Annotated in this window: 11 protein-coding genes; 6 read left to right on the forward strand and 5 right to left on the reverse strand. The window is 54.0% G+C overall.

Annotated features, from left to right (window positions below):
* Positions 1–10 precede the first annotated feature (10 nt).
* Complete coding sequence (locus tag VFO10_RS07865) at positions 11–886, forward strand: alpha/beta hydrolase (protein ID WP_325138777.1); 876 nt, start codon at positions 11–13, stop codon at positions 884–886.
* A gap of 59 nt (positions 887–945) precedes the next feature.
* Here VFO10_RS07865 and nadA read toward each other — a convergent pair whose 3' ends face one another.
* Positions 946–1,992 (reverse strand): quinolinate synthase NadA, encoded by a 1,047-nt coding sequence (gene nadA / locus VFO10_RS07870; protein WP_325138780.1) that lies wholly within the window; start codon positions 1,990–1,992, stop codon positions 946–948.
* 349 nt (positions 1,993–2,341) lie between these two features.
* Here nadA and thrS point away from each other — a divergent pair, with 349 nt between their 5' ends.
* Both thrS and VFO10_RS07880 read left to right on the forward strand, forming a co-directional pair.
* Positions 2,342–4,126 carry a threonine--tRNA ligase gene (gene thrS / locus VFO10_RS07875; protein ID WP_325138782.1) on the forward strand — a complete coding sequence of 595 codons (1,785 nt, stop codon included), beginning with the start codon at positions 2,342–2,344 and terminating at the stop codon, positions 4,124–4,126.
* 253 nt (positions 4,127–4,379) lie between these two features.
* Positions 4,380–6,956: a glycosyl hydrolase gene (locus VFO10_RS07880; RefSeq protein WP_325138784.1), complete on the forward strand. Its 2,577-nt coding sequence runs from the start codon at positions 4,380–4,382 to the stop codon at positions 6,954–6,956.
* Positions 6,957–6,982: 26 nt separating this feature from the next.
* Here VFO10_RS07880 and VFO10_RS07885 read toward each other — a convergent pair whose 3' ends face one another.
* The gene (locus VFO10_RS07885; protein ID WP_325138786.1) at positions 6,983–8,854 is read right to left on the reverse strand and encodes a DUF5939 domain-containing protein; all 1,872 of its coding nucleotides are present in this window, start codon (positions 8,852–8,854) and stop codon (positions 6,983–6,985) included.
* A gap of 105 nt (positions 8,855–8,959) precedes the next feature.
* On the reverse strand, positions 8,960–9,523 hold the full coding sequence (locus tag VFO10_RS07890; protein WP_325138788.1) for a dihydrofolate reductase family protein: 564 nt from the start codon (positions 9,521–9,523) through the stop codon (positions 8,960–8,962).
* Between the two features lie 114 nt (positions 9,524–9,637).
* On the opposite strand from VFO10_RS07890, the gene VFO10_RS07895 reads away from it, so the two are divergent.
* Genes VFO10_RS07895 through VFO10_RS07905 form a run of 3 tightly spaced genes read left to right on the forward strand, consistent with a single transcriptional unit; the run spans position 9,638 to position 10,890 of the window.
* Positions 9,638–10,078: a Spy/CpxP family protein refolding chaperone gene (locus VFO10_RS07895; protein WP_325138789.1), complete on the forward strand. Its 441-nt coding sequence runs from the start codon at positions 9,638–9,640 to the stop codon at positions 10,076–10,078.
* A 3-nt stretch (positions 10,079–10,081) separates the two neighbouring features.
* Positions 10,082–10,576, forward strand: a complete 495-nt coding sequence (locus VFO10_RS07900; RefSeq protein ID WP_325138791.1) for an RNA polymerase sigma factor — start codon at positions 10,082–10,084, stop codon at positions 10,574–10,576.
* A complete protein-coding gene (locus VFO10_RS07905; RefSeq protein ID WP_325138793.1) occupies positions 10,573–10,890 on the forward strand; it encodes a hypothetical protein in 318 nt (105 codons plus the stop codon). Before VFO10_RS07900 ends, VFO10_RS07905 begins: the two co-directional genes overlap by 4 nt.
* A 27-nt stretch (positions 10,891–10,917) precedes the next feature.
* Here the strand turns inward: VFO10_RS07905 and VFO10_RS07910 are convergent, their stop codons facing one another.
* Together VFO10_RS07910 and VFO10_RS07915 are read right to left on the reverse strand one after the other, a co-directional pair.
* Complete coding sequence (locus VFO10_RS07910) at positions 10,918–12,408, reverse strand: hypothetical protein (protein ID WP_325138795.1); 1,491 nt, start codon at positions 12,406–12,408, stop codon at positions 10,918–10,920.
* Between the two features lie 37 nt (positions 12,409–12,445).
* Complete coding sequence (locus VFO10_RS07915; RefSeq protein ID WP_325138797.1) at positions 12,446–13,474, reverse strand: hypothetical protein; 1,029 nt, start codon at positions 13,472–13,474, stop codon at positions 12,446–12,448.
* Between the last annotated feature and the right edge of the window lie 25 nt (positions 13,475–13,499).

The raw sequence follows: 13,499 nt of genomic DNA on the forward strand, positions 1-13,499 counted from the left end.
GAGATGAACCATGAGTGTATTCGTTACACAGGCAGGAACAAGGATCTATTACAAAGATTGGGGACAAGGGCAGCCTATTCTTTTTTCTCATGGCTGGCCTTTAACCGCCGACGCTTGGGATGGACAGATGCTCTATTTTGGTCAGCAGGGTTATCGCGTGATTGCCCATGATCGTCGTGGACACGGACGTTCCGAGCAGACGTGGGATCGGAATACCATGGACCAGTTTGCAGATGATCTTGCGGAGCTTATTGATGAGCTGAATCTGGGCGATCTCATCCTTGTCGGCCACTCCACTGGCGGCGGCGAGGTCACTCGCTATCTTGGTCGTCATGGAACCCGTCGCGTCTCGAAACTTGTGCTCGTAGGTGCCATTCCACCTTTGATGCTCAAGACGAAAAACAATCCAAGGGGCTTGCCTTTGGAGGCGTTTGATGACATACGCAAAGGCGTTTCCCTCAATCGCTCTCAGTTTTACAAGGACTTGAGTCTGCCGTTCTATGGTTACAATCGAGAGGGCGCAAAGATCTCGGAAGGTCTTCGCGAATCCTTCTGGCTGCAGGGAATGCAGGGAAGCATCAAGGCCGAATATGATTCCGTGGAGCAATTCTCTGAATCCGATTTCACCGAAGATCTCAAGAAAATAGACATACCGACCTTGATTATTCATGGCAGTGATGATCAGATCGTCCCTATTCAAGCTGCAGCCATGCTTTCATCCAAACTGATTCAGCATGCCCAGTTAAAAGTTTACCAGGACGCGCCGCATGGTCTGGCTCAGACCCTGCCTGAGCGCTTCAATGCTGACCTTCTCCAGTTTTTCAGAGAATCCGCTGCCAGGTCGGTTTCTTTCGATGCCCATCGGGAAGCAAGCGTATCTGTTTGAAAGAGGGTTGAGTATCGCGAGATACTCAACCACCCCTTACGCACCGACATCGAGAGGACTCAGGACATCTCCAGCATTCGATCGATCGAACGCTTGGCCTTAAGCCTCAGTTCCTCTTCCAGATGAATTTCATACTGGAGGTTTTGCAGGGAAGCCAAAGTATCTTCCAGCGTAATCTGAGCCATGTGCGGACAGCGGTGACTGCAGAGCCGCAGGACTTCCTTGTCACGATTCGCCGCGATGATGTTATCGGCCATCGCACATTCCGTCAGAAGCAGATAACGCGGAGCCTTGACCTCCTGAACGTATTTGATCATGGCCGAGGTACTGCCGGAATAATCCGCAGCTTCCACCACTTCCGGCGGACACTCGGGATGCGCGAGCACCACAACGTCCGGATACTGCGCGCGAACGTCCGCAATATCCTGAGGCGTGAAGAGCTCGTGAACTTCACAGCGGCCGTGCCAGCCGATGAAGACTTTCTTCAAGCCGTCACCGGACTGCATCGCCTTGTTCAGATCGTTCTCGGGGAAGATGATCGTCTTGCCCGTCTGCTTCGCCACGTTCTTCGCCAAAAATTCATCGGGAATGAAAATCACCTGGTCGCTGTCCAGCTGATTCACGATTTTCACAGCATTGCCCGAGGTGCAGCAGATATCCGTCTCCGCCTTCACATCCGCATAGCTGTTGATATAGGTGACCACAGGCACGCCCGGGAACTGCTCCCGCAATTTCCGTACATCGGCCGCGGTAATGCTCTGCGCCAGTGAACAGCCCGCCTTCTTGGAAGGAATCAGAACCTTCCGGGTCGGGTTCAGGATCTTGGCGGTTTCGGCCATGAATTCCACACCGCAGAAGACAATAATATCCTTGTCCGTCGCAGCGGCTTTACGGCATAGCTCCAGGGAATCCCCGGTGATGTCCGCGACGGCGTGAAAAAGGGCTGGCTCCATATAGTTATGGCCCAGGATAATGGCGTTGCGTTCTTCCTTCAGCTTATTGATTTCATAAGCCAATTCAGCTTTATGCTCCAGTTCGAACTCAGGAACAAGGCCCTGGAGTTTTTCCTTCATCAGGGCATAGGTGGCATCAAGTGATAGTGACATATCGGCGCCCTCCATGGGTAGCGGCTCGGTCGGGAAGTCTTGCGAAAAAACTGGCAAAAAGCAAGTTCAAAGGCCCTTGAGGACGGAGACCAAGGGCTCTTCGAGGACGGAGCCTCAAGCCCGGGACTTGTTCCGCCGATAAACCCTGTGTTACAAGGTAAAGCAGGAGAACTTTTTTATGAACTCGATTCAAAACAACACGACAACGCAAACGACAAAGGCACGACCTTGGCGTTGTTGAGCGTTTTTCGCATATAAGCTCGAATCAACCCAGGTCCCCGTACCTGGGTTTTTTGTTTTCACGAGCAAAAGTCCAGGCGTTCCGGGGACCTCATTTATGGAGTATCCCATGGAATCCGCATCTCTTGTTCGTCTCCGTCATAGCCTTGCCCATGTCATGGCGCAGGCCGTCCGTGATCATTTTTCCAAGGAGGGTCCGGTCCACTTCGCTGGCGGCCCCCCGATCCAGGATGGCTTCTATTACGACTTTGATCTGCCGCGCGCCCTTGTCCCTGATGACCTGCCCGCCCTTGAAAATCGTATGAAAGAAATCCTGAAGAAGGGACATGCCTTCCGCTATCAGGAGCTTTCAGCCGACGAAGCTCGCCTCATTCTCGCCGATCAACCCTATAAACTCGAAATACTCGACGGCCTGCAGAAGGGTGGCTGCGATGATCACGGCGAAAAAATCGGCGACGCCGTCCCGCAGCTCATCTCTCTTTATGAGCACGCTGATTTCCGCGATCTTTGCCGTGGTCCGCATGTCGCCTCGTGCCAGGACATCCCTTCCGACTGTTTCAAGCTGATGAAAATCGCCGGAGCCTACTGGCGCGGAGATGAAAAGCGGCCCATGCTGCAGCGTATCTATGCCCTGGCCTTTGCTTCCGCCGCCGACCTCCAGGAGCATCTGCATCGCCTCGAAGAGGCTGAAAAACGCGATCATCGAAAGCTCGGCAAGGAACTCAAACTCTTTTTCTTCCACGCCACCGCTCCCGGCATGCCCTACTGGTTGCCGCAGGGATTTTCCATCCTGAATCAGCTCATCCAATGGTGGCGCGAGGTTCATGAGCGCGAGGACTATGCGGAAATTTCGAGCCCTTTGATCAACTCCAAAAAGCTCTGGGAAATTTCCGGGCACTGGGAGCATTATCGCGACGATATGTTTGTGATGGCCTTGGACAAGGACGAAGTCTATGGCGTCAAACCCATGAACTGTCCGAATGCCATGATCGTCTTCAATCATGAAGCCAAAAGCTATCGCGACCTGCCTTTGCGCCTTTCCGATTGCGATGCCCTGCACCGGCACGAAAGGTCCGGTGCGCTGCACGGACTTTTGCGGGTGCAAAAATTTCAGCAGGATGATGCGCATATCTTCGTCGAAAATCAGGAGGACGCCATTCATCGTGAATTTCAGCGCATCCTCGAACTCGTCGATGAATTCTATCGCGTCTTCCGGCTGCCGTACCGCTTTCGTCTGGCAACCCAGCCGCAGGATTCCATGGGCGAAGCCGCTGATTGGCAAAGGGCGGAAGCCTGCCTCAGGCGGGTGCTGGATGAAAGGGGCGGCTCGTATGAGGTCGCCGTCGGGGACGGCGCTTTTTATGGACCCAAGATTGATATCCTGATTCAGGATGCCATCGGCCGCGACTGGCAGATGGGAACCCTGCAGCTCGACCTTCAGCTGCCGCAGCGCTTTGATTGTCAGTATGTGGATCGTGATGGGCAGCGCAAACATCCGGCCGTCATTCATCGCGTGATCTATGGATCCATGGAGCGTTTCATCGGCATTCTGATTGAACACTGCGAAGGCAGGTTTCCGGTCTGGCTGGCTCCAGTGCAGCTGCGCATCCTTCCGATCGCGGATCGTCATGAAGACTTTGCCCGTCGTGTTCAAAAAAGTCTCAGAGCCGCAGGAATTCGCGCCGATCTGGACGCGGATGCGCAAAGCCTCGGCCATCGCGTTCGGCAGTTTCGTTTGGAACGGATACCCTATGCGGTCGTCATCGGCGATCAGGAGGTCGAGCAGGGAAGACTCTCCTTGCGCTCGCGGGATGATGAAGGGCTTGTGTCTTTGAACGTGGACGAGCTGCTCGAAAAACTGAAGCGGGAAATTCAGGCGAAGTATATGAGGTGAATTTGTTGTGATAGGCAACATAAAAAATGAAAGAGCTTAGTTTGGTTCGTATACACAACTAAATAAGGATTCGGCTGTGTGCCTTGTGGAATACATATTTGAAGGAAATACGGGATCACTCTAAAGGATGCCACCACTGCGTATTGAAATATTCTTAGCACTGATGGGTAGAAATAGCGCTTGATAGGTCTTCTAGTTTGTTTTTTAACAAAACGAAATCATTGTTAGAAAAATAATGGAAGGGGGACATATCATGAATCACTTTTGGAAAAAGATTTTCGATCCTGGACGGCTGTCCATCTGCGCTCTGGCGCTGTCGCTGGGGAGTTCAGCGTTGTTTGCAGCGAAAGGTTCGCTGGCGCCTCCGGGTGTCACCGGATCCCAGGACAACGGGGCTCCGGGCTTTATGTACCGGAGTCCCGTCTATCGCACGGCGAATGTTCCGGACGACAAACCCGTGCCGTCGAACGACTGGTGGACGGGAATACTCGTTCGCAATGATCTCGTGACGATGGCGGCTTATCCTTTGGTTTATGCGCTCTGCAAGGCCGAAGGCAATGGACTCTCCATCGCTTACAAAGACCAGGGTTTTGTTGCGCAACCCGCCGGTGGCGCCGTCCTGGGCTACAGCAAGCGGAATTGGAAAATCTCCTCGCCCGTGGAATATGATCTGGTTGTTTATAACAGCCTGGCGGACGGCACGGTCGTCACCAAACTGGATGGCTTCGGTGACTGGCATATCAAACTTCTGTCGGTGGATAACGCCGGGCATGAGATGTCGAGCACCCTGGCGGCAGGCAGCCCGATTTCCTATCACAGCTTTAAAAACGGGCAACCCAAAATCCATATCTCGGATTTTGACGGCAACGGCATCCAGTTCTTTACCAAGGATGGCAGTCCGGTTCCCCTGGGAATCAACAGCAGCTATCAGGGTGATCATGTGCTGGTTCGCTTTCTGGATCGTCGATTCAAAAAGCCTCGCTGGTATGGGCTTTTCGCAGCGGAAGGCACGCTCTGGAAACGCATGGATGCCAACAAAATCACGCTGGAGGGCGCTGCGAGCAACTATGTGAATGTCGTCCTGCTCCCTGATCAGGCGGCTTCGACAGTGAACACAGAACTTGCCGCCCAGGTCTATGCCCACGCCTATACGAAGATCGCGGGCACTGCATCGCGCTATCGCTATGATGAAGCGTCGGCATCGGTGATCACGGACTTTACCTTCACGCCGGAGCGTATGCGGAGCGGACCGGAGTTTGAAGACGGGGTTCTGACGACACTCTTTCCCCATCAGTATAAGCATATGACGACGAACTCCGGCCTGCTCCCGAACGCCGAGGTTCGCACCATGCGCGGCTCCATGCGCTACTTTGCGGGCAACAGCTTTCAAACCGTCCTGAAGAACAGCGGGATCCTGCCGTTTTTCACCGAACCCAAGGGCTCGCAAGGCTATGATAGAAATCGGCTCCTCGACTATATCCGCGATGAGCAGTATGTGGTGGATCCCGGAGTCTATGGGCCGGATACCTATGGCGGCAGCAAAGGGCTTTTGCGCGCGGCGGAATACCTTGTGATGACCGATCAGCTCGGCAATCCCAAGATCAAAGCCTATGATCCGAATCAGCCTGAATTTGCGGCCAAGGATGCCATCCTCGCAACGCTCTACAATCAGTTTGCCGATTGGTTCACCTATTCCCCGGGTCAGGAAAAACTGTTCTGGCACGATAACAAACCCTATCCTTTCATGACCTATAATCCACCGTCCGCCACCGAATTCGGTCGCCTGGTCGGCTGGCGCGCGGGCTTTGGCTCCCAGGCTTTGAATGATCAGCACTTTCATTATGGTTACATGCTGCATGCGGCGGCGATTCTTGCTCTGCATCATCCGACCTTCGTTCAGGATTATGCGTGGGCGGTGGATATGATCATTCGCAATATCGCCTCCCCCGATCGCAAGGATCCGCAATTCCCTTACCTTCGCTATTTCAATAGCTACGCGGGTCGCAGTTTCGCCAGCGGCTGGTACTGGGATGACAACTATCAGGGGAACGATCAGGAATCGACCTCGGAAGCCATGAATGCCTGGTCCAGCATCTATCTTTGGGGGCTGGTAACGGGGCAAAAGAACTGGCGGGACCTGGGGCTTTATCTTTACTGGACCGAGAAAACCGCGGTGGATGAATACTGGCTGGATGTGAATGATGAAAATCTGAGCCCTGATTATCCTTACACGCACGCTGTTATACTGCGCGATACGGCCTATGAATTCGATTCGCACTGGGGATCACGGCAGATCGAAGAGCTTTATGGGATACAGACGCTGCCGGTCACGGCCGCCACGCTCTATTTTGGTTTGAATCAGCCCTATGCCCAGCGTTTTCTGAATGAAATGCTCTCGATCAATAAGAGCACCAACGGGGGCTTCAATCTGGATCCGGCTGCGCAGACCGTGGCCTCGGCCTGGGATGGCATCACCCTGCGGCTGATGGCCCTTGTCAATCCAGGGATGGCCTTGTCTGAATTCAAGTTCGGAAAAACCTACTTCCCTTACGACTATGATCATACCGCGATCCAGGCGCATGAAACCTGGGCTGCGACCTACTACTTCATTCATAAGATGAATGAGCTGGGAGCGCCGAGCGCGGATTTCACCGCGGATCAGCCGTCCTATGGAGTCTTTAAAAAGGCCGAAGCCTATAACCTTGTGGCCTTCAATCCCTCGCGCACCGAGTCGATGACGATTCGCTTCAAGGATGCGGATGGGCGTGTGATTCAAACGATAGCGGATATTCCGCCGCTCGAAACGGTGACGCGAAGGCTGGCGCTTTAAGAGGGAATGCGGCTCTTGCGTCCCGATTACGAGATAAGACGGGTCGGCATCTGCCGCAGGAGTTTGAGTCGGTAGAAGGTCTTGGAACCCTCGAAGCCACGGAGGACCTGTTCGTCCTGGGTCCAGGTGATATTCTGCCGGCTCAGGAACTCCTGAACTTTCGGCATCTGGAAAAGGCTGGCCGAGATCACGATGTCTTCATCCTGAGCCTGATCGAGGAGCCTGGAGCAGATATTCACATGGGTTCCAAAATAATCCATGTGATCGTTCAGGTTCACCATGATGCAGGGGCCGCTGTGAAGGGCTATTTTTAGGCCGCGCAGCGAGTTTTCGCGCCCCTTGCTTTCATAGTACTTTTGAATGGACATGGCCGCCGTGATCGCGGTTTCTTCATCAATGAAGGTGGCCATCACCGCATCGCCGATGGTCTTGACGATGCTGCCTCCGCCTTTTTTGATGAAGTCCTCCATCACCGCGAAATGGTCCTGGACCAGGCGGAAGGCTTTGGAGTCGCCGAGTTCCCGATAGAGCTGGGTCGAGCCGCGAATATCCGAGAATAAAAAGACGAGATGCCCGACGCCCAGCTGCATGCCGGGTCTTAGGGCGTCTTCACCAAAAAGATGCTGGTAGGAAGGCAGAGATGTCACGTGATCGGCGGTCGCCGCATCATGATGGGGATCCAGGCAATCAAAGCGAATGATTTGCCAAAGGCTGCTCGGGTTGTCCCAATCAAGGGTGAACTGCGGGCGAAGCCGAACTTCAGGCATTGTCTTCAGCTTTTCAAGGTCCGAACGTTTCAACTCCGCAAGGCCCGCCTCATCCACGGTCAAACGCAAGAGATGCCCGTCTTTCATATCACGCAGACGATAGCTGTGTCCGGGCAGATGCACAGCCACGCTGCGCGCTTCATTCGGAGCGAAGGGAATCTGGGCGTGAATCGAAGGGCTGCGGCCGGGATTGCCGATGCAATAAACCGGCGCGGGCTCGACGGCGAGCTCACCGGCGAACTGGAACGAGAGTTCCACGTCCTTGGAATCAATCACATCGAAGTTGATGCCGCAGGCTTCGCAGTGGACCTTCTTATCGAGTTCACGCAGGCTTTTGCTCTGTTTTTTCGCGCCGCGGCAGCCGGGGCAGAGGATATCCCAGTTCAAGGCGAAGAGTCCAACCTGAGTGCCTTCCAGAAAGAAGGCGAGGGTGTTTTGCCTGGGCAGCTTATAATAGTCGGCGATTTCATAGGGCCGGAGACGCTGCAGAAAACGATCGCTGGCGCGCGCCCGGTAATCAGAAAGGGCTTCGATCTGGGCGTGGAACGGCTCCAGTTTTTTCAGGATTTTCTGATATTTTTTCACGGCCGCGGGATTCGGCTCGGGATTCATCGACGCTTCGAAGAGTTGCGGCTGGTTCGAACGCACTTTTTGGACGAGGTCCTGAATCACATCATGGAACAGGGCCGTGGATTTTTGCAGTTTGATCCAGTAAATGCCTCGGAGCGGACCTTTGAGCACGACCCGCATGATGGCTTTGACTTTGGTGTGCTCGGGATCCAGGGCTTCCACTTGAAAGCCGAGCGAGGCATAGCGCATGGGGCCCTTATCAAAAAGCCGCGCGCCGATGCTGTAGGAGCTGTTCACCCACTCATAGGGCTTTTCAAAGAAGCGGGCGGTACCGAAGGGGACCTTATATTCGCCTTCCAACACCGAGCCGGTTTCCTCGGCCTTGTGATAGGTGAAGTTCACCGTTCCCATGCCCAGCTTGCGCCGCAGAAGATCATGGTCGATGATGACCGCCCATACCTTTTCCAACGGCGCTTTTACAGTGAATTCCTGCATCAGGATCTCGCCCTGCTTTTCCAGTTGCGCGAGTTCCGCCGGTTGAAAGATTTTGGTGATCTTCACGGTCAATGGATTATCCTCCCCGGAGCTTTTCGGAGGGGGCGCGGGATCCATTGAATGGGGCTTTCGCAAAAGCCCTTGGTCCTTTGCGAAGATAAGCGGAAAACCTTAGGCTGGGCGGGGTTTATAGCGCAGCAGAATATTGCCGGATGAAAAACTCTGAAGGCCCATGAGGGTCAGTTCATAACGCGCCCCGAGGCCCTCGAAAAGCGAATGTCCCCGGCCCAGGAGAACCGGATTCAGGATGAGCCGCAGTTCATCCACCAGTCCGGCCTCCAGCAGGGACTTGCAGAGTTCGGAGCTGCCAAAGACGGCGATGTCGCGACCCTCTTCTTTTTTCCAGGCGCGGATCGTGTCCAAAACGGGTTCACGAACGATATGACTGTTCTGCCAGTCGGCCTTTTTTAAGGTGCGCGAACAAAGATATTTGGGCAGGGAATTCATAAGGCCGGCCACGTGCGGATCGCTCTTTTTGGCCTGTTCTGTCGACCAGTAGGCGGCCATCAGTTCCCAGGTCTTGCGTCCAAAGAGAAGTCTGTCCACCGATTCCAGCATGTCGATGGAGTAGTCATTGTACTCGGCGTCCACGTTATGCCAGCTGAGATCGTGCCCCTGGCCTTCAAAATAACCGTCGGCGCTGATCATGTTCGCGATGTAAAGTCTGCGGGTCATCGGAGTGCTCCTATGTTCAGAGTGACGAAAAAAAAAGTTTCCTTGGCGATGAACCTTTCCATGACCATTCTCGTCTAAGGAGGCATGTAAGACCTTTTTTGAAAAGGAAACGGTATGCGCCCTGTAAAAATAACTCTTCTGATGCTGATGGCCTTTTTCACGTCCGAGATGGCTCTGGCCCAACCGCCTGCGCGCAATCCTGAACGGCAGATTCATGAGGTGCTGAAGACGGTTCAGCTCGATCCTGAACAAAAGGTTAAAGTGCGGCAGATCCGTGAGTCAAGCCGCAATCGTCTTCAGGGTCTGCGGGAAGAGCTGGACAAAAGTCGTCGGGCCTTGGATGAGCAGCTGGATAACAGTGCGGATGACCCCGCTGTGCGCGAGGCCTTTCAGAACCTTCAGACAGCGCGTGCGGCCCTGGAAAAAGCCCGTTTTGAACGCATGCTCGCCATCCGCGCGGTTCTGTCCGAACAGCAAAGGTTGGCGTTCCAAAATCTGAGGCAGAAAACGCGCGCCGCCCGGGAGCCGGGACCTTCCGGCACACGGCGTGAGTGAAGTATGATGGACTTCGCCCTTGTCTATCGGGATTATGCCGGCCTTGTCCGCCGTGTTCTGAGTGGGCTTTTGCCCGCTTCGGAGGTGGATGATGGGGTGCAGGAGGTTTTTCTGAAAGTTCATCGCCATCTGGATGGATTTCGCGGGGATTCCTCCTTGAAATCCTGGGTGTATCGGATCAGCCTGAACACAGCGCAGGATATGCAGCGGGCCCAGAGCTGGCGGCGGTTTTTGAAGCCCGGCGCGACGGCTCATGATTCCGGTGATGCCCGGCCGAATGCTGAAGTGCGGCTGGGGGAATATCAGATGCTGCAAGAGGGTTTGCAAAAATTGACTTTCAAGGAGCGCAGCGCTGTGGTTTTGTTTTATTGGGAAGAGGAGAGTCTTGAGGACATCGCGCGGCATCTTCAGATTCCTGAAGGTACTGTGAAATCGCGGCTCTCCACCGCGCGAAAAAAACTGCAGAGTTGGCTGGAAAGGGAAGGGGAAGCGCCATGAACGATCCCTTGCATGACTTTATGAAAAAGCATAAGCCTTCCGTGGAGGCAGCGCCCCGGGATGAGTACGAGCGTATTCTGGAGCGGGCGCGGCAGGAAAAAAGAAAGCGGCAGCATAGGATCTGGTTGGGTGTGTCGGCGGCGAGCCTGGCTGCAGCGGGTATGATGGCGTTCTTGACTTTTACGCCCAGGGCCGAGCCGGAGGCCTGGCTTGAGGCGGATGATCTTAGCTATCAGCCTGAGATTCAGGACCGCGGGTCTTATCAGGATTGGCTGTGGATTACGGATCAGGTTGTGGATGAGGCGGAGGAGTGAAAGGGGGCGCGAGGACCCCCTTTCATTTCAGGTGCCGAGGCACTTGAGAGTATCGGATGTAAAGTTGAAGCTTTGTTTGCAGCTTCGAATTTTCGCGGAGGGGTCTCTTGGTTCCTTCGCGATGAAATCAAGACAGGCTTTGCGGTCGCTTGTCATGCTGAAGGCATCATAGCAGGTTTGGATGGCCTTAGACGGTTCGTAGCGGGTGTTTTTTACGGTGACTATGCAGTTTTCAATGTCCGAGGTGAAGCCGGCCCCGTCTTTGCAGACGCGTATGACGGAGGTCGGATTATAGTTCCGACCGCTGGCGCTGCTGATGCACTTCATGCGCTCCGAGGTGAATGAGAAGGCCTGTGTGCAGGCTTCAATAACGCTCGCGGCTCCGTAGCGCATCTGCTGGCCTTCTTTGATGCACTGGAGTTTATCGCTGTCGAAATTAAACGCACGACCGCAGGCACCTACGACGTCCGGCTTTTGTTCGCCGTGATGATCGGGATGAGGGTGGTGCGATCCACCCTGTCGACGGCCACGGTCATAACCGGACTGATAGCGGTCGCGGATGTCGGTGTAAAAATCCGAAGGGCAAAGTTCAGGATAACGAGGGTTGGCAGGCAAACCGCTGACGGCATCATGATAGCCGCGTTCCTGGAAGTCTTCCAACAGACAGATCTCGCGTTTCTGGTCGGCCCAGCCGCGGTCGTAGCCTCTTAAATACGCATGCTGGGATTTTTCATCGCAGAATTCCGGGCTGCCGCGGAGTCTTTGATTACTGCGTGCGGCGTCGGCCTTGCCTTGATCGAGGCCGTTTTCGAAGGTGCAGAGTTTTTGCACGATATCGTTACGCTCGCGGTAGAATTGAGCGTTGTAGGCTTCGAGTAAATCAGGAAAACGCTGGGCGCAGTTGCCGTATGTTGCAGGGTCAAAGGATGGCCGTGAGTTCAATTGCGCTTGTTTTCTGATGCTTTCGATATGCTGCGAAGGCTGGCAATAGGCGCGGAGTCCTTTGGTGTAAGCGTCCTGATAAGCCTGTTTCAGACGGCTTCTTTGCCCCTGCGAGCACACCAAATACTTCGCTTCGATATCCAAACTCGCCTGGTTGCTGCGACCGGCCTGCTCGCCGCGGGCCTTCGCGGTGTCCACCGAGCAGTGCTCCTCGACGCCTCTTTTATAAGAACTCATGAACGCCTTCTCCAGCGCTCCCTTGTCCCCCTGACAGATCTGATAACGCAGCGGCAAGCCGGTAACATTCTCACCCTGCAGTCCCGCATCCCGGCCGTCATCGCTGGCGTTTTGCACGCTGCAAAGCAGCTGAAGGCCGGCTTGGTATCCGCTTTGATAGCCCGTGCGGAAAACCTCGGACGTCTCCCCCTCGCACTCGGACCCTTGATTGTAATCCGCCGGTCTGCCGGCCAAGGCCTGCTGCCGGCCGGTGTCAAAGGCGCCCTGTTGAGTGCAAACGGCGGGGGTTATACAGCCTTGGAGGGGGAGGATAAGGGTTAAAAGCAGAAGTCTCTTCAAGGGGTTCTCCTTTGGGGCCGGGTCTTTTTCTGTTTGGTCATTCTACCATCGTAGGTAGGGACTGAAAAAGTATGGAGTTATTGCAGCCTAGGGTCCCAACTCTCTTCGTTCCAAATGATAGAGTCGACTTTTGGAGCTGCCGATCCATCCAGTGTGGATTTACTTTCATAATGGAGTTTGTCTTTCCCACCCTATCTTTACGAGTAAGGCCTACGGTAAACGGATCTGCCGTTTGGAAAAAACGCCGAAGGTCAATGGGAAACGACTCTCCCGAAGGTGTAACTACGGCTGGAACGCTAGAATAGGAAATACCATGGCTCCACTCGACTTGAGTATGCAGCTTCCAAATATTTTCATCTAGAAAGTCACCGCTAAGTCCAGTTCGAAGATTCATGATCCATTTTGAACTGGTTTCGCTTTCCAGGTAGACCCATTTGTCATCATCAAAGGTGGTTGCTACGTATCCTTCAGGAATGGGAAATGTCTCGTGTTCAGTGCCGTCGTAAATATTAAATTTCCTGAGGTTCCCACTGCACGTCGAATAAAGGAAGGGATCAGGGCTTGAAGTCATGACTTGCTGAGCGATTGACGTCAAAGCGATGATGAAGTCTCTTGCAGATTCTGAATTTGGGGCACTACATAATTCTAAAGCATTGATCAGTGAAGCGCTCTGGTTCACGACCTGAACATTAGCCTTTTGTGAGCTGACTCCTAGTAAAAGCACGACAGGGAGAGAATATCGGGACAGAGGGAAACCCTCCATAGGTCCTGAAGGGCTTATCCACTGGTCGTCTTTTCGTGTGAAGAGAAGGGTCAGCGGAGGCAGGCTGCCGCGATAGCTGTCAGGATAAAATGTGTAATGTTCAACTGCATGATGGACAGCAAGAACCTGAGGGAGCGGGAACCAGCTGACCTGGAGCTTGCCCTCTAGACTGATGTGAGCGATCTTTGAAAAGCGTTCTGTCGCTGGACTCCATTGTAAGAGTTCGCGAGCTGCTGTTATAAGGATAACTTCGCCATCCGTTAGAATCTGCCATTCCGTTATTTCAGTCGGAGGTACTATCACTTTATTTCGCGTCTTCTTATGGTCG

This window comes from Oligoflexus sp. (assembly GCF_035712445.1).
In the GTDB taxonomy this organism is placed as follows: domain Bacteria; phylum Bdellovibrionota_B; class Oligoflexia; order Oligoflexales; family Oligoflexaceae; genus Oligoflexus.